Source organism: Nitrosomonas sp. HPC101 (genome assembly GCF_009833125.1).
Lineage (GTDB): Bacteria > Pseudomonadota > Gammaproteobacteria > Burkholderiales > Nitrosomonadaceae > Nitrosomonas.
Genome location: NZ_QRCC01000005.1, coordinates 81,954 through 106,225, shown reverse-complemented (window position 1 = coordinate 106,225; position 24,272 = coordinate 81,954). Strand labels below are relative to the sequence as shown.

General features: G+C 49.8%; 16 protein-coding genes. 1 reads left to right on the top strand and 15 read right to left on the bottom strand.

Going from position 1 to position 24,272, the window contains the following annotated elements:
* Positions 1–283 precede the first annotated feature (283 nt).
* The 5 genes from ABO04_RS04585 to rpsO form a co-directional block, all read right to left on the bottom strand.
* Entirely contained in the window at positions 284–3,478 is a 3,195-nt protein-coding gene (locus tag ABO04_RS04585) for a multidrug efflux RND transporter permease subunit (RefSeq protein ID WP_160809514.1), read from the bottom strand.
* A 17-nt stretch (positions 3,479–3,495) separates the two neighbouring features.
* Positions 3,496–4,704, bottom strand: a complete 1,209-nt coding sequence (locus ABO04_RS04580) for an efflux RND transporter periplasmic adaptor subunit (RefSeq protein ID WP_160809513.1) — start codon at positions 4,702–4,704, stop codon at positions 3,496–3,498.
* 88 nt (positions 4,705–4,792) lie between these two features.
* Complete coding sequence (locus ABO04_RS04575) at positions 4,793–6,346, bottom strand: efflux transporter outer membrane subunit (protein WP_160809512.1); 1,554 nt, start codon at positions 6,344–6,346, stop codon at positions 4,793–4,795.
* A gap of 332 nt (positions 6,347–6,678) precedes the next feature.
* Entirely contained in the window at positions 6,679–8,808 is a 2,130-nt protein-coding gene (pnp, locus tag ABO04_RS04570) for a polyribonucleotide nucleotidyltransferase (RefSeq protein WP_160809511.1), read from the bottom strand.
* A gap of 179 nt (positions 8,809–8,987) precedes the next feature.
* A complete protein-coding gene (rpsO, locus tag ABO04_RS04565; protein ID WP_160809510.1) occupies positions 8,988–9,257 on the bottom strand; it encodes a 30S ribosomal protein S15 in 270 nt (89 codons plus the stop codon).
* Between the two features lie 378 nt (positions 9,258–9,635).
* Between rpsO and ABO04_RS04560 the strand changes: the two genes are divergently transcribed.
* Entirely contained in the window at positions 9,636–10,184 is a 549-nt protein-coding gene (locus ABO04_RS04560; protein WP_160809509.1) for a DUF488 domain-containing protein, read from the top strand.
* Between the two features lie 12 nt (positions 10,185–10,196).
* Here the strand turns inward: ABO04_RS04560 and zwf are convergent, their stop codons facing one another.
* The 10 genes from zwf to galU form a co-directional block, all read right to left on the bottom strand.
* Positions 10,197–11,687: a glucose-6-phosphate dehydrogenase gene (gene zwf, locus ABO04_RS04555; RefSeq protein WP_160809508.1), complete on the bottom strand. Its 1,491-nt coding sequence runs from the start codon at positions 11,685–11,687 to the stop codon at positions 10,197–10,199.
* Positions 11,688–11,690: 3 nt separating this feature from the next.
* Positions 11,691–12,599, bottom strand: a complete 909-nt coding sequence (gnd, locus tag ABO04_RS04550; RefSeq protein WP_160809507.1) for a phosphogluconate dehydrogenase (NAD(+)-dependent, decarboxylating) — start codon at positions 12,597–12,599, stop codon at positions 11,691–11,693.
* 69 nt (positions 12,600–12,668) lie between these two features.
* On the bottom strand, positions 12,669–13,751 hold the full coding sequence (locus ABO04_RS04545; protein WP_160809553.1) for an ADP-ribosylglycohydrolase family protein: 1,083 nt from the start codon (positions 13,749–13,751) through the stop codon (positions 12,669–12,671).
* Positions 13,752–14,026: 275 nt separating this feature from the next.
* Positions 14,027–15,220, bottom strand: coding sequence for a J domain-containing protein (locus ABO04_RS04540; RefSeq protein WP_160809506.1), 1,194 nt, complete (start codon positions 15,218–15,220; stop codon positions 14,027–14,029).
* A 97-nt stretch (positions 15,221–15,317) separates the two neighbouring features.
* A complete protein-coding gene (locus ABO04_RS04535; protein ID WP_160809505.1) occupies positions 15,318–16,493 on the bottom strand; it encodes a pyridoxal phosphate-dependent aminotransferase in 1,176 nt (391 codons plus the stop codon).
* Entirely contained in the window at positions 16,490–18,607 is a 2,118-nt protein-coding gene (gene ovoA / locus ABO04_RS04530; RefSeq protein ID WP_160809504.1) for a 5-histidylcysteine sulfoxide synthase, read from the bottom strand. Before ovoA ends, ABO04_RS04535 begins: the two co-directional genes overlap by 4 nt.
* Positions 18,608–18,795: 188 nt before the next feature.
* Entirely contained in the window at positions 18,796–20,517 is a 1,722-nt protein-coding gene (locus ABO04_RS04525) for a hypothetical protein (RefSeq protein WP_160809503.1), read from the bottom strand.
* Between the two features lie 22 nt (positions 20,518–20,539).
* Positions 20,540–21,904 carry an NAD-dependent succinate-semialdehyde dehydrogenase gene (locus ABO04_RS04520; RefSeq protein ID WP_160809502.1) on the bottom strand — a complete coding sequence of 455 codons (1,365 nt, stop codon included), beginning with the start codon at positions 21,902–21,904 and terminating at the stop codon, positions 20,540–20,542.
* A gap of 26 nt (positions 21,905–21,930) precedes the next feature.
* The gene (locus tag ABO04_RS04515; RefSeq protein WP_160809501.1) at positions 21,931–23,040 is read right to left on the bottom strand and encodes a hypothetical protein; all 1,110 of its coding nucleotides are present in this window, start codon (positions 23,038–23,040) and stop codon (positions 21,931–21,933) included.
* Between the two features lie 200 nt (positions 23,041–23,240).
* The gene (gene galU / locus ABO04_RS04510; protein ID WP_160809500.1) at positions 23,241–24,119 is read right to left on the bottom strand and encodes a UTP--glucose-1-phosphate uridylyltransferase GalU; all 879 of its coding nucleotides are present in this window, start codon (positions 24,117–24,119) and stop codon (positions 23,241–23,243) included.
* Between the last annotated feature and the right edge of the window lie 153 nt (positions 24,120–24,272).

Genomic DNA, 24,272 nt, shown 5'->3' with positions numbered 1-24,272 from the left:
ATTCTTTATAAAACCTAGAGGCACGCCGGCGAATCCTCCACCAGGGAACCTCTGAAAAACGTCAGCGAGGCAGTCAGTTCAAGGAAAAAGACAGCAAAAAAGCGGAGTTTATTCGCAATAAATGAGCATTTTGAGCCGACTTTTAACACATAAATGAACAACGCAGGTGGTTTTTCAGGGGCTCCTCAACATCGCGCATGTATGTTCCTGTTCCTTACCTCGGTTATGTGTCAGTGCCACCTGCAGTTCTTTATCCTTGCAGGCATTCAGCTCGAAATAACCATCATTTGCCATCAGCATCTTCCTTATTGCTGGCAATAATTGCCTGATTTCCAGTTTCAGTTTGTACGGCTTCGGAAACAGGGCGTCTGCTGCGATGGGTAATTTTTCCGATAAGCACGAAAAAAAGTGGTACAAAAAATATAGCCATAAAAGTAGCCGCCAGCATACCTCCAAGCACGGTAGTGCCGATAGCTATACGACTGGCAGCGCCTGCTCCGGATGAAATTGCAAGTGGAAACACTCCCATGATAAAGGCCATGGAAGTCATGATGATCGGACGGAAACGAACCCGGGCTGCTTCCAGAGCAGCTTCGGTCAGTGATGCACCGTTGGCATATAAGTCATTGGCGAACTCTACAATAAGAATAGCGTTTTTAGCGGATAACCCAATCAGAGTAATCAATCCAACCTGGAAATAAATATCATCGGTTAATCCACGCATCCAGATAGCCAGCAATGCACCCAATATGCCGAAGGGTACCGCTAAAATGACAGCAAATGGAATGGACCAGCTTTCATATAAAGCAGCCAAGACTAAAAACACCATGAGCAGAGCAAAGGAAAGTATCCATATTTTTTGCCCACTGTCCGCCTTTTTTTCCTGATAGGTAATTCCGCTCCAATCGAGAGCGTAGCCCTTGGGTGCCAGTACTTCATCAGCTACTTCCTGCAGTGCACTCAGAGCCTGTCCGGAGCTGTAGCCTGGTGCTGCACTTCCCAGCACGAGTGCGGAATTGAATCCGTTGAAATGAGTCACCGGATCCGGACCGCTGTTGAACTCGGCGGTCACCACAGAATCGAGCGGTATCATTGTACTGGTTGTTCCGGATTGGGCACGAACGTAGATATTGCGAATATCATCCGGGCTGGATCGATACTCGGGTGGCGCCTCGGTTTGTACACGATAAACGCGGCCAAACTTGACAAAGTCATTCACGTACAAGTTACCAAAATAAGCCTGCATCGTATCGAAGACATCCGATATGGGTACACCCAGGGCTTTGGCACGTTCGCGATCTACATGGGCATATAGTCTGGGGGCACTGACACGGAAGTTGGTGCCGGCCATGCCGATGGCCGGATGTTCCATGACCTTGTTTACAAATGCCTGGGCTGTTTCGGCAAATTCTGAAAAATCTCCTCCGCTTGGATCCTGCAATTGAATTGAAAAGCCACCTGTTGCACCCAACCCTCGGATCGAGGGTGCGTTAAAGGAAAGTATCAGCGCTTCAGGGATTTTTGCAAATTCACCAAATGAACTGGCAATCAGGTTCTGCACCTGGTTTTCAGTGTCTTTTCGTGTATCCCAATGGTGCAGTGGCACGAACATCGTGGCGTGATTCGGGCCACGGCTACTGAAAACAAAATTCATGCCAGCCATTGCATCAGTCGAATGAATAGCCGGAATGGATAGAAAATAATCTTCTATTTTTTTCAGAACCTTTTGGGTACGAGAAATGGATGCGCCATCCGGAAGTTGAACGATCGTAATAAAATAACCCTGATCCTCTTCCGGAAGAAAACCTCCCGGCACCGTTTTGAACAAGCCGACAGCAAAAAATATCACTATTAAAAAGATGAAAATTGATAACGCCGATTTTTTTATGATCGTACCGGCCATGTTGACGTAACGCGCTTGTGCCCAGTCAAATGTTCGGTTAAAAATTTTCCATAGCCTGTTAGGAGAATCATGACCAGGTTTAAGCACGATGGCACATAAAGCAGGGCTGAGTGTCAGCGCGACGAAACCGGATATCATGACTGACAACGCGATCGTTATGGCAAATTGTTTGTACAGTTCACCGGTAATACCGCCTAAAAATGCAACGGGCAGGAATACCGAAGCAAGCACCAGGACGATGGCAATCAGTGCCCCGAATAATTCCTGCATGGCCTTTATTGCGGCATTTTTAGGCGTGAGGCCATTGGTTATATGGCGTTCGACGTTTTCCACCACGACAATCGCATCATCCACCACGATACCAATGGAGAGCACCATGCCAAACAGAGTGAGTGTATTGATTGAGAACCCCAGTGCCTCCATCCCCATAAACGTACCAATGAGAGAAATGGGCGCTGCGACAGCCGGTATCAGCGTGGCACGCCAACTTTGTAAAAAGACGAAAACAACCAGCACGACCAGCAGCAAAGCTTCCGCCAGCGTTTTTACAACCTCATTGATTGAAACTTCAATGAATGTGGTGGTATCGTAAGGCACATCATAGGACGCACCAGCAGGAAAATCCTTGGCAAGCGCGTCCATTTCATTACGGATACGCTGTGCTGTTTCAAGCGCATTGGCGCCAGGTGAAAGATAAGTCAGCAAAAAGGTATTGGGTCGTCCGTTCTGGCGCGCTTGCAGATCATAGGATTGTGCACCCAACTCTACTCGTGACACGTCTTTCAATCGCACCATGGAGCCATCCGGATAAGCCCGGATGATCATGTCTTCAAATTCCTTGACCTCGCTCATCCGCCCCTTGGTCATAACGGGAATGGTGAGCTCAGTCTCATTGATTACTGGCTCGCGGCCAATTCTCCCAGCAGGAAAATCCCGATTCTGCTCACGAACGGCAGCAACAATATCACTCGGTGTGAAATTGAGCTGCGCCATCCGGACAGGATCGAGGATCAGCCGCATGGAATAATTCTGACCGCCAAAGATTGAAGCATCTCCAACACCGGGAAGTCGTTTTATATTGTCGAGTACTCTGAGTACGGCGTAGTTCGACAAAAATATGGTGTCGTGAGCAGGGTCGGTAGAGCTCAGTGCAACAACCAGCAGTAGATCAGGTGAGGTTTTCTTGACCGTTATCCCTTGCCGGATCACCTCATCAGGCAGTTGCGGTTCAGCCAGTTTCTGCCGATTCTGGGTTTGTACTTGTGCGATATCGATATCCGTCCCAATTTCGAATGTGAGCCTCATTGTCATGTGGCCGTCGTTTGTGCTGGTGGATTCGTAATACAGAAGATTATCGATACCCGGTAGCTGCACTTCTATCGGGCGTGCAACGGCCTCCGCCACCACATCCGCACTGGCACCCGGATAATCCGCATCAATTTGAACAACAGGCGGTGTGATCTCAGGAAACTGGGCAACCGGGAGATCACTCAGGGAAACCAGACCGACAATTACGATGATGATGGACAATACCGATGCAAAAATCGGTCGCTCAATAAAAAAACGGGAATTCATGGCACGCCTTACGCGGTTTATTCTTGATGATTGCTTGAGGAGGTCTGGTTTTCTTCTTTCTGCTGGTAAGGGACAGGATCTACTTCAACGCCTGGATGGACTCTGTGAATTCCTTCCACGATCACCTGCTCTCCTGCACGCAGGCCGCTTTCAATCAACCATTCACTGCCACGCCATGCGCTGGCCAGTACTGGACGGAGTTCTGCCTTCCCTTCATTAATAACATAAACGAATGAGCCGCTCGGCCGTTGCTGCACAGCACGCTGGGGAATCAAAACTGCTCCTGTTCTGCTGTAACCTTTAATGCGAATTTTGACAAACTGGCCCGGGTAGAAGTGAGCTTCTCCGGGGGGATTTTTGCCGGCCGGGTTGGGAAACATGAATCGCCCCAGCAGCATGCCGGTTTCAGGCCGTATCACGATATCTTCAAAATCCAGCAATCCTTCTTCCGGATAGATACTGCCATCGGAAAAAGTCATCACACCACGCAGCTGAAAAATACTTTCAGGTCTCTCAATCTTGTGCTCAGAAAGCTCACGGCGAAGGCGCAACAAATAACTTTCTGGAATATTCACATTGACATACATAGGATCCAGCTGATCGATGGTGGTCAACAGATTGGTCTGAGCTTCGATCAGGCGTCCTTCATAAAACTGACTGCGGTTAATCCGGCCTTCTACCGGTGCAGTGATAAGTGTGTTGTCCAGGTCAAATTTAGTCCTGATCACATCGTTCTGTGCCGCATCCAGAGTCGCTTTCGCACTGCGTACCTCAGCTATAGCATCATCAACATCTTTTTTGCTGACTGCTTTTTGTTTCAACAGTGGTTGCACCCGGGCCAGATCCTTGTTGGCTTGTTCCAGCCGAGCCTGTGCCTGGGCGACCATTGCCTTACTGCCCAGATAAGCGGCTCTGAAAGGAGTTGGATCAATCAGATACAGCTTGTCACCTTTTTTGACATTACGCCCTTCAATAAAAAATATTTTTTTGATGATACCGTCTACCTGTGAGCGAATTTCAACGGGTCGGAAAGATTCCGTTTGTCCAATGAACTCGGGTTCATCCGCGATTGTGCGGGTGGTAACAGTGGTTACTTCAACCTGCGGGGGAGGGGGAGGAGAATCTGTAGGTGATTTTGAACACCCTGCCAGAAAAGCAAGGAGCAGCAAGCAACCTGTTATGCCCGGATTGGCGTGTGTGGCCGTCTGACGAAGCGTTTGATACATAATATTATTCTCGGTAGCTCGGAAGAAATAATCAAAAGATATTCTGAAGTCGGGATAAAAATCATGAAAGGGCTGTTTACAGCTTGTTTCAGTGGTTGTGCAGCAGACCAGTGGATATAGGCAGCGGTACATCAGCATCGACACCATCAGTGATCCAGCCCCCACCCAGTGCCTTGTAAAGCTGGACAACAGAAACCAGATGCAAATGACGGGCAGCTACAAGTGCAGATTCGGCATCAAACAGCTTGCGTTTTGTCAGCAGCACATCAACGTAACTCGTAATGCCTCCCTGATAGCGCAGATCAGCTATCTGTAAAGCTGAACCCAATGCCTCAACCTGTTTCTGCTTGGCATGGTACTGATCGTTTGCCGTTCGAATGGCAGCAAGTGCATCTTCAACCTCCCTGAATGCTACCAGAATAGTTTGTTCGTACTGTGCCAGCGCCTGTTTTGCCTGTGCTTCTGCCGCCCGCTGTTCATAGCCAAGTGTTTGTGCGTTCAGCAATGGTCCCGCAATACCAAATCCAGCAGTACCGAATTTGCTGTCAGAATCCAACAGACTTGACAGCCCCGGGCTGGAAAATCCAAAAAATCCGGTTAACGTTATTCTGGGGAAACGAGTGGCCTTGGCCACCCCGATTCTGGCAATAGCTGCCTTAAGGGTTTGTTCCGACTGTAAAATATCTGGGCGTCGCTGTAATAACTCGGAAGGCAGTCCGGGGGGAATAGTAAGAGGAGTAGATTGCCCACTCAGTGAATATCCTCGCGCTATCGGTGCAGGCGTTCTTCCTGTCAGCACACTCAACTCATTTTCCTTTTGAGCAATCTGCCTTTCCAGTTCTGCCACCTGGGCAGCGGCGGCAGCACGTTCTGCTTCAAACTGATCCAGATCAAGACGGGTAGCCAGCCCCCCTTCCAGTTGCGCTCTGGAAATGACGACAGACTCCTCCCATGAAGTCAGTGCGTTGCGTGCAATTTCCAGTTGGGTATCAAACTGTAAAAGATCGAAATAGGATTGTGCCACTGAACTGACTAACGTCAGAACAACCGCACGGCGGTTTTCTTCGCGCGCCAGCAGATCTGCCCGGGCAGCCTCATTAGCACGGCGGATTCTGCCCCAGATATCCACCTCCCAGTTCAAAATACTCTGTCCGTAATAGTTATAGGGCGTCGGAAATCCCTTGCGGCTGAATCCCCCCAGAGTATCTATCGGTGCGTTACCTTCGACGGTGAGATTCGGAATAAAGTCCATCCGAGCAATCCCCAGACGAGCCTGAAGTTCCTCAACGCTGGCCGCCGCCTGCTTAAGATCCTTGTTTTCGACCAAAGCCTGATCGATCAGCAATTGCAGCTTCTCATCCTGGAGCAGCTCCCACCAGGGAAGATTGGCAATAGATTGCCCTTCTGTCTGAGATAAACGGAATTTTTCTGCGGCATCCACCTGAGGACGTGAATAGTCTGGACCCATTGCGCAAGAGGTGATCAACAGGCTTGAACATAACAGCAGAACAGGTGTTTGATAGCGATCCGACTGAGTTGAAACGGATCTCCTATATTTAATGCGAGATATTACGGGCAACCGGAAAAGTATGGATGTAACAATTCCGAATATTCGAAAATGGGAACTTAAATGCGACGACATACCATTCCTTTTTTAAACCCTTAATGAATAAGGGTCTATTATGCCTTGACTTTTAACATCTGACCAAAATTCAACAGGGATACCGGACGAACAGATCTGCTGAAAACAGGACTGACGTATTTACACGAATACTGCTTGCATAGTCAGTAAAACTGATAGCAAAAAAGTATTCGCACCTTATTTCTGCTTAGCGACAGAAAAAACCGAACCTCGCAATAAATTAAAAAGTGGAGAAGGTTTTCCTGGAAACGTCATTCCTGATTGAAACAAGTCCAGCCTCCGGAGAATACCCTGGGATAAAGACAAATCGTAGTTTATTGTTAAACGTCCGTTTATTTTTCACCATTTTCCAGAACGGCTGCGGCTGCGGCCTCCGCATCAGCTGTGGCAGCCTTCATGCTAAGTCGCAGCCGACCCTTTTCATCTGCCTCCAGCACTTTAACACGAACAATCTGGCCCTCCTTAAGGTGATCAGCAACACTTTCGACTCGCTCATTGGCAATTTGAGAAATATGAAGCAAGCCGTCCTTCCCTGGCAGGATACTGACGATAGCACCGAAATCAAGCAGCTTAAGTATTGTCCCCTCGTAAATTTTGCCAACCTCAACGTCTGCAGTAATATTTTCAATCCGTCTTTTCGCCTGTTCACCGCCTTCACTGCTCACACTGGCAATTGTTACAGAGCCATCATCAGAAATATCAATAGTCGTTCCGGTTTCCTCGGTTAGCGCACGAATAACAGCCCCGCCCTTACCAATCACATCACGTATTTTCTCAGGATTAATCTTGAATTTGATGATGCGCGGTGCATGAGCCGACACACTGTCTCTCGCGATCGGAAGAGACTGCTTCATAATATCCAGAATATGGAGCCGCCCTTCTTTCGCTTGCAGCAAGGCTATCTGCATGATTTCTTTAGTGATCCCTTGGATCTTTATATCCATTTGCAATGCAGTGATGCCCTGTTCGGTACCTGCAACTTTGAAATCCATATCGCCCAGGTGATCTTCATCACCCAGGATATCAGTCAACACGGCAAATCGATTGCCCTCCTTGATCAATCCCATGGCAATACCAGCAACATGCGCTTTCAGGGGCGCTCCTGCATCCATGAGCGCAAGACACCCCCCGCACACAGAAGCCATCGAACTTGAACCATTTGATTCTGTAACTTCGGAAACCACCCGCATCGAATAGCCGAACTCCTCCACTGGCGGCAGGACAGCGAGCAAGGCACGCTTAGCCAGTCGTCCATGCCCGATTTCACGCCGTTTGGGTGATCCCACTCGTCCGATTTCACCCGTAGCAAAAGGAGGCATGTTGTAATGAAGCATGAAACGGTCAGAATAATCTCCCTGGAGCGCATCAATTTTCTGTTCATCCCGGGCAGTTCCCAGTGTAGTTACTACCAGTGCCTGTGTTTCACCCCGTGTGAACAGTGCCGAGCCATGAGTACGTGGCAAGACACCATGACGAATGGTAATGGGTCGAACCGTACGTGTTCCACGACCATCAATACGGGACTCCCCGTCAAGAATGCTGTTGCGCACGATTCTCGCTTCGAGCGCGAAACCGATTTCCTTGACTGCTTGCTCACTGGGTCCTTCCTCTGTACCTGCTTTCAATTCGGTCAATACACGATTCCAGATTTCACTAATTGCTTCTGTTCTGGCTGATTTTTGTTTCAGCCGGAATGCATCGCGCAAATCGGCTTCGGCCAGCTGAGTAATTTTTTCAATGAGCGACAGGTCTTTCTCTGCCGATTGCCAATCCCATGCCATTACACCAGCTTCATCAGCCAGTTCATTAATCATGTCGATCACTTGCTGCATTTGGTCATGACCGTATGTCACGGCTTCGAGCATAACATCCTCGGAAAGCTCATTGGCTTCTGATTCGACCATCAGCACAGCTTTCCGGGTACCTGCCACCACAAGATTAAGTTGCGACTCGCCGAGCTGGGCTGTGGTTGGATTAAGGATATATTCGCTGTCAATATAACCTACACGTGCTGCGCCGATGGGTCCGTCAAACGGGATACCAGAAAGTACCAGCGCTGCAGAAGCACCAATCATCGCAGGAATATCAGCATCAATTTCAGCATCTGATGACAATACCATTGCAATGATCTGTACTTCATTATAAAAACCGTCGGGAAAAAGCGGACGTATCGGCCGATCAATCAGCCTAGAGGTGAGTATTTCCTTTTCGGAAGGGCGTCCCTCGCGCTTGAAAAAACTTCCCGGAATACGTCCGGCGGCATAAAATTTTTCCTGATAATCTACGGTGAGCGGAAAAAAATCCTGGCCGGGTTTGGTTTTCTTATCTCCTACTGCTGTAACCAGTACAACCGTATCACCCATGGAAACCATAACAGCGCCATGTGCCTGTTTGGCAATTTCTCCAGTTTCGATGGTGAGCGTATGGCGTCCGTAAGTGATGCTTTTTTTTATCGGTTTCAATTAATAACCCTTCTTTGATCAAATCATGCCCAAGGTTGATTGCAAAATTGTATTTACGTGCAGATCGACCAGGATTGTTCGGCTTGGAACGCAGAGCAGATGACTAACCAGATTCATCTGCAGTTTTGAATTATCTGCGATAGTTTGTGGAATACGACAATTAATGACTACATGACTTTTTATTTTCTCAGACCAAGACGTTCGATCAGGATCTGGTAACTGTCGCTGTTTTTTGATTTCAGATAATCCAGCAGTTTGCGTCGTCGACTCACCATACGCAGCAGACCACGACGGGAATGATGATCTTTGACATGTTCCTTGAAATGACCAATCAGGCTATTGATTCGCGTTGTCAGTATGGCCACCTGCACCTCTGGCGAGCCGGTATCTCCTGCTACTCTCTGATAATCCTGTATAACCTGACTTTTTTGATCAGTTGTTACTGCCATTTACTTGCTCCTGCTTGATAATGAGTTCATATACTTAACCAATCGGCGATTTTACTCTTTAATAAATTGCTTGCCAAATCAAATCAAAGTACTGGAAGCAATTGTGCTTTATTAATCACTGGTTTCCATTCCATTTTTAAAGCAATATCCTGAACTCACCCCGTTCGCTGCAGACTGATTACAATTTATTGTAATTTTCATGTTGCCGCACTCCTCACCAGAATAGCTGCCTAGACACAACAAAATAAAAGCCGGGAGCATACCTGAACAGTAAGCTGTCAGGGTGTAATATATCTCAACAAATCATTCATCCGCTTTACATCGATGATCAGACACCACGAAGTGCTCTACTGTCGTAAAGCGTAAACAGGACCAGAAATGAATCCCTCTTTCTACACCATTGGGCATTCGACCCGCACACTGGAAGAATTTATCGATTTATTGCGTATGGCAAAGGTAGAACTGGTCGCAGATATACGTACTGTTCCAAGGTCACGAGCCAACCCGCAATACAACCGGGATACATTACCTGACAGTCTGGCAACGTTTGGGATTGACTACGAATTCATCGCGCAGCTGGGCGGTTTGCGCAGCAAATCCAGAACCGTACTGCCGGATGTAAACAGCTTCTGGAAAAATCGGAGTTTCCACAATTATGCCGATTACGCCCTTTCAGACGCATTCCAGGAAGGCTTGGACAAACTGATTGAGTTGGGGCACAAACGCTGTTGTGCCATGATGTGTGCCGAAGCAGTCTGGTGGCGTTGCCATCGCCGCATTGTTTCTGATTACCTGCTGGCACGCGGTGAAGTCGTTTTCCATCTGATGGGGCATACGCGGATAGAAGCAGCACATTTCACTGAGGGAGCACACGTTCACCCCTCCTGTCAGGTGACCTATCCTTCACAGCATACTGCGATCGATTAGAAATTCTTACAACTAAAGTTCATTGCGCCAGACTTGATCATCGCTGTCAAACAAACGATTGGCTTCAGCCGGCCCCCAACTGCCGGCAGAATAAGTCGGAATGTATTCGCGATCAACCGTCCAGAACTTCAGGATCGGATCGATCACCCGCCACGCCCATTCAGCTTCATCAAAACGGATGAACAATGAACGATCGCCTTCAATAACATCGAGCAGCAGTGTTTCATAAGCATCCAGTATCTGCTCGTCTGTTCTGAGGAAACTCGCGTTCATCTGCATCACCCGGGTATTCATATTGAGACCGGGTTGCTTGACGTGAATTTCCATACGCATCGATTCTTCCGGCTGAATCGAAAGCAGCATCCAATTGGGTGTAATCGATTCCAGTGGCGTTTCACGAAAAAGCTGTTGCGGAGGATGTCTGAAGCGAATTGCAATCATCGAATGCTGTTTGGGCATACGCTTTCCCGTTCGCAGATAAAAAGGGACACCACGCCAGCGCCAGTTATCAATATAGAACTTGGCTGCGACAAAGGTTTCAGTAATTGAATCTGGTTCGACATTCTCTTCCTGCTGATAGCTTACTACCGTCGACCCATCAATATTACCGTGTGTATATTGTGCACGTACGGCATGCGCATGCACCGCACGTTTGGCGATCGGACGAATCGAACGCAACACCTTGACCTTTTCATCACGCAGGGCATCTGCCTCCAGTGCTGGCGGAGGTTCCATCGCAACCACTGTCAGCAATTGCATCAGATGATTCTGCAGCATATCGCGCAATGCACCTGCATGATCATAATAGCCGGCACGTTTCTCAATACCGCCCGATTCCGCCACCGTAATTTGTACATGATCGATAAAATTGCGATTCCATAGTGGCTCGATCAAGGTATTGGCAAACCGGAAAACAAACAGATTCTGTACTGTTTCCTTACCCAGGAAATGGTCAATACGATAAATCTGCTCTTCATCAAAATGCTGATGCAACACACGGTTCAGCACTTGTGCCGATTCAAGATCTTCTCCAAACGGTTTCTCGATGACTATCCGGTTCATGCCGCGCGGTTCATTCAGGCCAACAGCTTTAAGATTTTTGATCACTGCAACAAAATCGGCTGGACGGATGGCAAGATAAAATACTGTGCGGGAACAGGCTAGTCCAGGCGCCAGATCAGCGACCAGCGCACGATAGGATTCCACATCGTTGAAATCTCCCCGTACGTAACGAAAGCGCGTAAGAAATCGATCCAGTACTCCTTGACGGGAAGGCTGGCTGGCCTTGTCTTTCAATGCTGCACGGACGTAGCCAGTCAAATCATCGGTTACCCAGTCATGACGCGCGAAGGCAACGATAGAAAGATCATCCTCAAAGCGACCGGCATTCTCCAAATTAAATAATGCCGGCAACAACTTGTGTGTTGAGAGATCGCCAGTTGCGCCAAAAATGACAAACGAGCAAGGCAGCCTTCCCGGTTGATTTGTCGTTGCATCGTCCATTTCTTAATCCCTCCTGATGGCATGGCCACCAAAACCATGGCGCATTTTCGCAAGTATTTTGGCGGCATAATCATTCTTGCCTTGCGTAGCAAACCGCATCATCAGTGCAAGTGTGATCACAGGGGCTGGAATTCCCTGCTCCAGAGAGGCAAGTGCCGTCCAGCGACCTTCGCCTGAATCCGCCACAAAAGGAGCAATATCATCAAGCATCTGATCTGCAGCCAGAAAGTCCGCAGACAAATCCAGCAGCCACGAACGCACCACGCTGCCGTGTCGCCACAATTCAGCAATCGCGGCAAGATCAAGATCAAACCCTGGTTTATCCTTCATCAGCGCAAACCCTTCGGCAAAGGCTTGCATCATGCCGTATTCGATCCCGTTATGAATCATTTTCACATAATGTCCCGATCCAACCGGGCCAGTATGCAACCAACCCGTCTCCGGGGTGGGTGCCAACGCTTCCATATAGGGTTTCAGGCGTGCTGCAACCGCATCCGATCCACCAAACATAATGCAATAGCCATTTTCCAGTCCCCATATTCCTCCGGAGACCCCGGCATCAGCAAATTCGATACCCTGCTCTGCACAACGCGCCGCACGCAGTGCATCCTCTTGATAATGTGCATTGGCACCATCCACGATCAGATCACCTGGCGACAACAACGGTAACAATACGGAAAGCGCTGTTTCAGTGACTTCACCCGCTGGCAGCATCAGCCATATGATGCGAGGCTTCTCAAGCGCGGCGACGAGATCGGCATAGTTTCTGCACGCACTGTGCCCCGTTTCACCAGCCAGTGTCTCGGTAACATCAAAACTGCGATTCGTTATCGCAATTCTTTTACCTCCCCGGGCGAGACGGCGTGCCATATTGCCGCCCATACGCCCCAAACCCACCATACCGAATTCCATCTTCTTCTCCTTTGTATAGATACAATCAGGAATACCGACCAATCGATCATGGAATCAAAAGCGTCGGCCTCAGGCGGAATCCACCATAGCAGCAAGATCCGTCGCTAATTTACCCAGCATTGCCGAATCATCGAGTCCGTCAAGCAAATACTGTGGAATCCCGGACAAACCGGTTTGTGCACCCACGAGCGCCCCGGTCAGAATGGCACGCGCCTGGTTCTGCCCTCCACCATTGATCGCATGGAGAACGGCTGATTTAAAATCGTCACGAAACCTTGCGGCCAGATAATAGGCAGCCGGTAACTGGTGATAAATCGCACACGGCATGCCATATACGATAGACACCTTCCAGGCCGGCTCGATCCGAATTTCGGGATCTGCGGCCGCTGCAGCCATATAAGAAGGTGTGAGCAACGCATCCGGGGAAGCAAAACGGCCTGCACGCGGAGGATCCGGATCACCAGGACGCGGTGGTTGCAGATCATCAGCAGTTACAGCGTGGAACGGCAGCGCACCACTTTTTACAAGATCCATGAGTTTTCCCGATAAATCGGTATCAAACGCATGCCCCTGAACCAGCAGTCCCAGTACCGCACCGTATGCAACGGTCATCGAAACAATTGTTTCATCTGCCTGGGTCAGTATCGTATTCGCTGAAACTGCTGCTGCAAGTTTGTCTGGCCGGCCCCCGTAACGAACGGCAATTGCAAGCGTACGTTCCGCTGCCTCGGTCGTATCCGCGTGACTACCCGTCTGCCCCCAGGGCAGCTTCTGCTGCACACGCCGCCGCCAAGTTTCACGAATCGACTGACTGGTATAGCCACCCGGGCCGTTAGCCGGTGTACCATCCAGTAACGGAAACAACTCACCATCCATGCGATGGCAGAAATCTTCAGAATCATAACCACCGCACTCAACCAGCGAACGAACCATCAGCTTCAGAATGAAGCCGGACTGTGATAACTGCCCTGCTTTCAACCCGGCATGATATCGATCCGGCCTGGGGTCAGTGTACCCGGTGATCCAGTCACCATAATCACGACGAAGCTCGGAAAGATTGTAATACCAATGCGGCCCCAATCCCAAAGCATCACCGATAAACGCGCCCATGATGGCTCCTGCGGCACGATCCTGTATATCTTTATCCGGCATACGACCTCCTGTTTCCATATATTCTCAAGTTGCCCCGACGCTTCGTCATTCAGCTCTGTCATCGTTACACCATCAAAGCGCACCACAATTTGTAACCCATAGTGCTCGTTGTCGTGCGCCACGTAAACGGCATAGACATTCCAAGGAATGCCTGGATGAGGGGATGACTTTTTATACTGTTGCCGACGTCATATTGCACTTCTTCTGCCATCCTAGTCGTTTCCAGTCGATCCGCCAAGTGGCATAACTACAGTATTCACGCATCCGGATTAATTTCAGCGCTTGTGGTAACGAGAAGGCGGCGCGGAAAATCTGTCCATCAAATCATCCAGCATTTGCAGCTCATCGAACTCATCGATCCCGTCATTCATCTGATAATGCTTGATAAAGATAGCGAGCTGTTTAGCATCCCGAAAAGCTTCCAGATCAATATCGGCTTGCCGCAACTCCATTTCCATTCGCGCGATTTCGGCATCCATCGCTTTGTCAACATGAGTCGGTCTGATCTTCAGTGTATACGGTACCAGCGAGCGATAGGGCGTCAGTAGTGATGTAAGTTCAGCCTTGAGTTCTGCCAGTTGCTCACGCAGCACCTGGATATAGTGTTCAATGCGCTCGACAGGCAGATTGGTAAGATAGTCGGCATCAATCTGTTCAATTTCGAGCTGGATGTTCAGCAGCCCAAACAAATCGCCTCGATCATAAGCCTGGTTAACACGCTGCATCAGAGCAGTTTTTTCATCCACTGCCAGACTGGTGCTTGCGCGATCGGGATGCAGACTGCTGGCCAGTTTGCGATAGATTTCACGTATTGACTGGCCAATCTCTTTTTTCCCCACAGCACGCTGCTCCTCAGCAGCAGTTTGTTTGGCCGTCTTACGTTGGTGCGAAGCCGATTCAGCCTTGTTTTCAGCTTCTTCCTGCTGTTGACGCATGGCCTTTGCAAGCATTTCCTCAATGCCGCCACCCGTACAATCATCGTCCAAGTGTACACCAAACAGGTTTTCAATCATGTCTTGTGCGATTGCCTTGTCAAGCTCGGCCTGATCGTCATAGCTGAGGTCGCTATACTTGTCATGCAACGCCACGATTGCCTCATCATGCTGCTCAAGTAACAGATCGTGTGCCAGATTGAGAATGATGTCGCGTAACTTAGCACGCTGCTGCCTGCCACGAACGACATTGCGCTGATGAAATTGCGTATCCAGCAGATGCAGTATGGCGATACGTTTTTCGCGCAGGCGTGTAAACAAGGGTACCAATTCACTGCTCATACGCTGATTGTAGCGTTCACCGTAGGTATGCCACTCTACAACCCGGGAACGTTGCGCGTCAATTTGCCGCACCAGGTGCCGGAAGGCTGCCTGCTGTCTGGTTTGCGGTTTTGTATGTGTCAGAACATCGGTGACAGTCAGTTCGCTGCTATCACCGGGATCAAACAATGATTTTTGCCGGGGTGTACGAGACATGGCGTGCATTCCAGAGTGAAAAAGCAGAATACAGATTCAACATTATCTCCAACAAAACATCCAGTTCTTCCCAAGGCCACAGGGAACCAACTTCTTTTCAGGAAACCCTTCTTCGTTCAAGCGCGCTGCGAATATTATCCAGCGCTTGTTTGATATGGCGGCGAGGGGTTCCGATATTCATGCGCATGAAACCGCTGCCCGCCTCGCCATAGGTAATACCAGCGTTCAAGCCGATTCCGGCCTCAAAAATGAAAAAGTGTTTGAGTTGATCATCGTTCATACCAAGTCCACGACAATCGAGCCACAACAGATAGGTACCTTGCGAAGGAATCAGCTGAATTTGTGGCAGATACTCTGCCAGATAGTGCCGAACCATCTCGCGTGAAGTGTCCAGATATGCCATCAGTGCATCCAGCCACTCCCCACCCGCATGATAAGCCGCTTCAAACGCCACCACACTGAACGGGTTGGCGGCACTGACATGCATCCTCTCCAGTTGATTCCGGATGGCCCTCCGGTACTGCGGATCAGGAACAATCAGTGCGGACAGGTTAAGGCCCGGAATGTTGAACGTTTTGCTGGGCGCCACTGCCGTGATAACTGCTTCCGGTGCATCTGCCAAGCGGGCCAATATGTGATGTTTATAATCCGGATAGATCAGATCGGCATGAATTTCGTCAGAAATAATAATAAGCTGATGTTGTCCAGCAATATCCAGCAGTCTTTCCAACTCCGGCTTGCTCCACACTCGGCCAACCGGATTATGGGGTGAGCAAAACAGCAGCATACGCGCGGAGACAGCCTGTTGTGCCAAATCGGCAAAATTCACGCCGTAGCGCCCCTGTTCCAGTTGCAACGCATTGTTCAGCAGCCTTCTGCCGGTTTTTTTGACTACCGAAAAGAACGGGTAGTACACCGGTGGCTGAACAATAACTGATTCACCCGGCTCGCTCAGTGCGAGGAGGGTGGTACTCAGAGAGGGTACTACACCGGGACAGAAAACGATCCATTCACGCTCAATTTGCCAGTCATGGCGTGATTTCAACCAGTCAATCAGCGCAGCATACAGACTGTCAGGCAGTTGCGTATAGCCATAAACAGGGTGAGCAGCACGTTTGGCCAACGCTTCGGTAACAGCAGCCGGAGCAGCAAAATCCATATCGGCCACCCACAGCGGCATGACGTCCGGGTGGCCGAACGCTATCGCGCGACCATCGTATTTAGTGCTGTATGTCCCGCTCCGATCAATTTCGCAATCGAAATCATTACTCAAGCAATCTTCTCCCAGAGAGTCACTTCCGACAGCGTATGCTGAAATTTGCGCCGGGTTTCACGGATCACGAACGGTACCTGCTGCGGCTCCCCAAGCAATTGAAAATGGTTGCCGAGCATTTCTTTCAGGCCATCCAGTGTAGTGAAATTTTCACCATCCCGTTTGAAGCCACCGATCCAATGTGCTCGCTTGGTGTGTTCCTCCAGCCAGGTATAGGGTGAAGCAAGCAGCAGCAACCCTCCCTGATTAAGCCGTTCATGTACCATTGTCAGGAATCTGGCGGGTTCATACAAACGATCAATCAGGTTAGCTGCCAGGATCAAATCATATCCCGTCAGTATCGGTTTAAGATTACAGGCATCTCCCTGGAAAAATTCGACCTTGTGTCTGACGCCCTCCAGCCCCAATCCGGCAAGCGTACATTCCCGGTAAGAAACCAATTCTCCTTCATCCACGAGGGTATAACGCAGAATGCCATGTTCCGCCAACGCCACGCCCTGATTAATAAAGCGCGCGGAAAAATCAACACCGGTGCTATGATCGAAATGCTGCGCCAGCTCGAATGTTGCCCGCCCGGAAGCACAGCCCAGATCAAGTGCAGTACGTGCAGGACGATCCCCCATTGCCGCAATGGCCAGTTTTGCCAGTGTCGCCGGAAAATTAGGTACATCGAAATAAGTATCGCCGTAGTGAAATTCCGCATACTCCGACAATAATCGGTCGGTTTCGTAGTGTGAACTGTGGTGTGCAGCAGATACGGCAGAAATCACATAACGAAAACCGGCATGCTGAAAAAAGTGCCTGCGGAACGCATAGCGCGATGCGTGGATGGATTCATTTCCGCATGAAATCCATGAACCTCCCTTGATGAGATTATGCCGATCATCAAAAGTGGGCGTCGTGAAATCGTCATATAGCGGATGTACCTCAAAACCGGGAAATGGATGCATGGGCGTTTCTGTCCATTGCCAGACATTGCCCACCACATCAAAAAACTCGCCCTGCCGAAATTCATCTACCGGACAACTGGAGGCATAGTAATCAAGATGAATGTTGCCCTGTGCCCGTTCAACGCCGGATACCTCGGCCAATCCGGCGACATCGTACAAACGGTACCATTCATCTTCAGTGGGTAAACGTACCGGCTGCCCGGTTGTTTTTGCCTGCCAGTTGCAGAATGCTTTGGCCTCATGATAATTCACCTCTACCGGCCAGTTCCAGGGCATAGGCACTTCTTCCATCATCAGACGCAGCCACCATTGATCTTCGCGCCGGATCCAGAACGTCGGATGGGCAGCATTGCTGAATTTTCGCCAGGCCAGCCCTTCCTCCTCCCAGTAATCATCCGTTTCATAGCCGTGTGCGGTGACAAAATCGAGAAATTCCTGGTTGCTTACCAGATAGCGGCTGGCCTGAAAATCAGGCAATTCGGCCTCATGATGACCATACTCGTTGTCCCATCCATACACAGGGTCGGTTTTGCGCTTGCCCAAAATCACCTTACCAGCCGACACAGGGATCATCTCGTTTTCCGGTGCATTTCCGCTCCCGCGACAGGACTGCCAAGCAGGATGAGGCTGTACATGATCAAGCTTGTGCTGACGAATCAACACGGAAGAAGTTTCCAGGTGAATACGCTCATGCTCCACCCCCATCACAATCGCCCACCACGGGCTTTCCCACGAAATCGGCAAAGTCAGTGGCAGCGTGCTGATCAGGCCATCCACTGTCTCACGCATAGTACGACGATAAGCCATCACCTCCTCAACGGTCGGCCAGTCATAGTGCGTCGCATTCAGATCATCCCAGCTCATTTCATCCACCCCCACAGCAAAGATGGATTCCAGCCTAGAATCAATACGTTCCGTCAGCACACCCGCCAGAATCAATTTATTGATGAAAAAAGTAGCGGTATGGCCCAGATAAAAAATCAGGGGATGGCGCAGCGCAATGGGTTTGATGTAATAAGCTTCATTACTACGCAGGGTCTCGAACAATCGCTCATACCGATCCAGCGTCGTATGAAAATAGGCGCGCAACTCCTCACGCTTGGCTGCAGCATCATCACCGCTCAGAGCAGGCGTTCTTTGAAACAATTCGGGTTTAACAGACATAAGCTACTCAGGACAATGATCCGTCCTTTTCAAAAAAGGCAGATTATAACGCCACTTGTACGGTGATCACCGTTAAAGAGGGCGATTAAGGCGAGACCAGACAGCAGAATACCTTCACTTTCCAGCTTCCTGATCATCGCCAGCCTGACAGGCACGAGGATAAAACTGGAATGTTATCCGCTCCTGTTTCATTGCCCCATACGGGAGGCAGAAAGGGTAATATCTGCATGTTCCCAGGCTTTCCTGAAGCGCGCCTCGATCATATCTGCTTCTGCTGTCTTGTTTTGTGCACGCAGCGCCTGCTGCAGGCCAAACAGTGCCCAGCCATTGTCACGATTGCGCCGCAGATCTTCCCAGTACACGGTTTCTGCTTCATCCGGACGGCCCGATTCCAGCAGGATCGCGCCCAGTGCCAGACGTGGCGGGTAATGCCATTCAGCCGGTTCCGTATAAACCAGACCATCCTCAAGCCGGACGGCCCGTTCCAGATGGCTAACAGCGGATTCAAATTTTCCGTGAGCCGCCTCGATTTCGCCGGCCAGTACTTCAGGTGCGATTCTCAATATGGCATATGCTGTATTTTGAGAAAGCAGCGGGCGGCCAAGCGAAGGATCCTGGATCGTTTCACGCAATTGCTCCAGTTCTTCCCGTGCCTGCTGTAATTGTCCGACCGCCACATGAGCAAGGCCGCGTACATAATGCCAGCTGCCTCTTAGAAAGGCATTATCAACAGGCGGTGCAGGCTCTGCGAGTACACTTTGCCATTGTCCAAACCGGGCAAGCGTCCAGTAAGGCAACACGCGGAAAGTTGCAGTAAAAGGCAGCTGATTCAATAACGTATCATCTACTTTACTGGCAGCTTCGCGTGCGCTGTTGAGTGCCAGCGCATACCGACCGCTGGCTGAGGCAGCAAACCAGAGAAAATGAATATTGTGTGGATAATACGCCATCGGGTACAGCCCCTGCGCCTTAAACTGCGCGATATATTCCTCGTCAGCCCTGATTGCCATCTGGTTGCTTTTCATGGCATCTGCATAACGGCCCACACGCTGATAGATATGCGAAGCCATGTGAATCATATGCCCTGCTTGCGGCATCAGTGTCAGCAGCGTATCTGCTGCCCGCTCGGCACGCTCAGGACTGGATGTAGGCTCCATCAGGTGGATATACATATGCAACGCGCCGGGGTGCTTCGGGTAGCGGCGTAATATATCTTCGGTCAATGCTACAATTTCATCTGTGCCTGCATACGGGTAACCATCACGCATCCAATAACCCCAGGGACGAAGATTCATGGTGGATTCCACATACAGCATGGCAATATCCGGATCGCCCGGAAAGCGGTGATGAACTTCGCGCATGGCATCCGCGTACGCTTTATCATTGATCTTGCGATCTCCAGCCATGCCTGAATAGCGTTTTTCAAGCGCCTGTATCAGTGCCTGTTCTTTTGGTGACGCCGTAACCATGTGTAATTTTGCCTGATTAATCAGCTTAACCGCCTGCGGCTCTTCACCTGCATCCATTACTGCATTGATATTGGGGCCAAGCACCAGCGCCTGCCCCCAATACGCCATTGCCAGTGCAGGATCCAGCCGGGCAGCTTCCTTGAATGCACGGCCGGCTTCGGCATGATTAAAACCATAGGCAAGATTGATCCCCTGATTGATAAACTGCTGGGCCAATCCGTTTTTTGTGCTGACAGGAAACGTATGCGTGCCGAGATTCAGCAGCGCCGAGGCTTGTCGTTCATCCGCCAATGATTCATCCGTCGCCGTCCTGGCAGATTCGCCGCTGGTCATGGCAGGTATTTCATTGCTGCCATGATCAGTATGGGCAAATGAACAGGGAATCTCTGTAATTGCCAGCGTCAACATGCAGCCGGCCACTATAAATTTTGAAACAAGCATGCGAACCTCTCCTTAGCAGTTTTTACCCCAAATTATCATAAACATTGATAGTCTTGATATTGGCAAATTCTCTCAGCCCCCACCTGGAAAGCTCTCGACCCAGGCCGCTTGCTTTGATACCACCAAAAGGCATGCGCGGATCCGATTTGGTAAGGCCATTGACAAACACGGCTCCCGCGTCCAGTTTCCGCGCGATCTGCTCACCATGCGTCAGATCACGACTCCACACACTTGCTCCCAGGCCAAAGCGAGTGCTGTTAGCCAGTGCAACCGCTTCATCCTCGGTGCGAGCAACAATCACCGGTGCTACCGGGCCGAATACTTCCTCAGTGAACACTGCCATATCCGGCGTCACATGGGTCAGCACAGTCGGGTCAAAATAGGTGCCATGGCGTTTCCCGCCCGTTCGTATCACCGCACCTTTTGCAACAGCATCCGCTACAAACCGCTCCATTTTTTCTGCAGCCTGTTCATTTACCAATGGGCCAATGTCCGTTTTTTCGTCGAGCGGCTCACCTACCACCAGTTTTGCAACTTCAACCAATAATGCGGCAATAAATGCCTCCTGAACCTCCTGCAGCACAATCAAGCGCTTGGCAGCAATGCAACTCTGTCCGTTATTCTGGAATCGTCCTGTCACCGCAGCTTTTGCTGCCGCAGCAGTATCTGCATCCGCCAGCACAATCAAGGGGTCGGAACCCCCCAGCTCCAGTACGGTTTTCTTCAAGTATCTACCAGCTGTAGCAGCAATAATCCTGCCTGCTTCAGCGCTGCCGGTCAGTGAAACACCTTGGCACAAAGGATGAGCAATGATCTGCTCAACCAGCTCATGGGAAACAAGAATCGTACTGAACAAGTCTTGTGGGAATCCTGCTTCATTCACTGCCTCCTGAATATTCAAGGCAGATCCCGTAACATTGGCGGCATGTTTCAACAAGGCACCATTGCCTGCCAGCAATGTCGGAACCAGAAAACGGATGACCTGCCAGAACGGAAAATTCCAGGGCATGATCGCCAGGATAACCCCCAGCGGCTCAATGACGACGCGATGCTTTCGGCCGTCTGCTGCAACTTCTTCCTCCGCCAACCAAGCTGCAGCATGAGTTGCATACACCTCACAAGTCCAGGCACATTTTTCGATTTCTGCCCGTGCAGCGCGGATGGTTTTACCCGTTTCTTCCGACATCAACCGGGCATATTGCTCAGATTTCTGACGCAGTACTTCTGCCAGCCTCAGCAAGCACTCCATCCGATCAGCCAGGGATGTCTGCTGCCATGCAAGATACGCTGCATGCGCATGTTCCAGCGCACTGAAAGCCACCGTTTCGGAATATTGCGTATAAGTTCGCAGTATTGCTCCGGTTGCAGGATTCCGGGTCAGAATCATGGCACTCCTTTCAGCCGGAAAACTACTCAATATCTTGTCTGCAAACTGAGCGGCTTCTCCTCTCCCAGTTGCTCAGCTGACAAGAAACAGATCTCCCCGCCCTGCTGCATGACCAGCTCGATAAATGTATCCACTACGTCATCTGTCACATCAGTTGCAGCAGCATCGTGAACAGTAACGATTTTCTGGTCGAAATCAATGACACCGGGTTGAATATAACCCTGGCGCACGAACAAGCGCGCCGCATTGCCTTCAATAATCGCCCGAAGAATCATGGAGAAGTCTGTCAGTAACTGATGTGCATTACGCGCCTGAGCAAGATGCTGCAAGGCAGTTTTAGCTCGGTTGAGACGATATTCAGTCAATACGGTTTGTACTTCCGGAATAAGTTTCTCAGCAGCTATCTTTAAATCAGGCACAGTGGTGACCGCTCCGACAATATCAGTCGGTTGATCACAGACTTCCTTAAAAAAAGCAACATTACGCGAATCCCCCACTACGATGACCGGCAAACGCTTATTTTCAGGGTTGTTCTGAATCTCTTGCAGACTTTTATCCACGCGATTAAAAAATTCCTTAAGATTGCCTGCGTCATTAGGAATCTGAGCACGATCCAATCCTTTCGCAGCAAACAGAAACGGATTTTCTGCCGGAAAACTGCCTGTTCTCAAGACAGTTTTTGAATCAAATTCATGGATCGGACGATCATTAAACGCTTCAATCAGGCGGGCAGACGTCCGCGAAATCACCAGCACATGATAATGAACTGCATCATTGATTGCCCGCACGAGATCGCGCACAGCAAAGGTATCATCGATGATTACCCGTTGCTCCCCGACTGCAAACGGAAAACGTGCAGCCGTCACACCGTGACGATTAGCAAAAATACCCAAGCTGTCAAGATTGTAATTATGATCAAGCGCATCAATTTTTTTATGAATTGCATCGATCATCACTTCAACCTCACGCTTGTCCAGCTGGGTATTTAAGCGATCCTCGGCTTCCTTGATCAGATTTTTCAGAGCGATTGCATCCTGTTTGTTATCCGGGAAAGTCCGGTGAGTAGGCAGCAGGATGCTGATAGCCAGATCATTCTGATGGTTATTCAACTGGTTTAGGAGTGATTCCAGGTTCATAAGAATTCCTTGATAGTTCAGAAAAGTTTCAGAAATAAATTGCTATGGTTATGCTCCATGCACTGCATCCCGCACAACTAAATTTTAAATGAATCTCAACATCATGAAACTGTAGAAACTTGCCTGCGATATAAACCCTTGATTAAGACATAAAATATCAGGCATCGTTTAGCAACAGCCCCCGGAGCCGTCTCAAATGATCAGTTGTCCCGCACACCACGTTGCTGCAGCCATGCCGAAAATTCGTCACCCACTTCAGCGTGAAGTTCACCCAAGTCCACAGTGGCCTGCAAAAATCCCAGCTTACTTCCGCAATCATAACGAATCCCCTTGTAGCGATAAGCAAAAACTTTTTCGTGCTGCAGGAGCCGGGCAATGCCGTCAGTAAGCTGGATCTCTCCCCCCACACCACGCGGCATGTTTTCCAGTTCCCTGAAAATACCGGGGGTCAGAACATAGCGACCAGCAACGGCCAGCGTCGTGGGTGCAACATCTGAAGCAGGCTTCTCAATAATTCCGTTAACATCCACAAGATCCGGCATCACGCTCTGGCCACTGACGATGCCATAACGCCTGGTATGTTCACGCGGCACATCCTGAACAGCAAGGATACTAGCTTGCCTTCTGGAAAACTGCTCGACCATTTGCGCGATTACCGCAGGTTCTCCGATCATGAGATCATCAGCAAGTAATACCGCAAAGGGTTCATTCCCAACCAGTTCTTTTGAACACAATACCGCATGGCCAAGCCCCATTGCACGAGATTGGCGCACATAAGTGCAAACCATGTCATCAGGGGCAATGCTGCGTGCGACATCCAGCAACACGGTTTTGCCAGCCAGCTCCAGCTCGTTTTCCAGTTCATAGGCAGTATCGAAATGATCTTCAACGCTACGCTTGGTACGTCCCGTCACAAAAATCATATGCCGGATTCCGGCAGCATATGCCTCCTCCACCGCATACTGAATAAGCGGCTTGTCCACTACGGGCAGCATCTCTTTGGCAGATGCCTTGGTCGCAGGCAGGAAGCGGGTGCCAAGCCCCGCAATCGGAAATACAGCTTTTTTCACCAGATTCATGACAGAAGATTATTTTGTTCAGATGCAGACAAGGATACCCGATCAACACTGATTTTTCTATGATGAAACCGGCATAATTACACAGTGAGTGCGCAGGCTGTTTACAGAAAGGCTGATGCAACCTCATACTCATTCACCATTCAGAAAACCGAT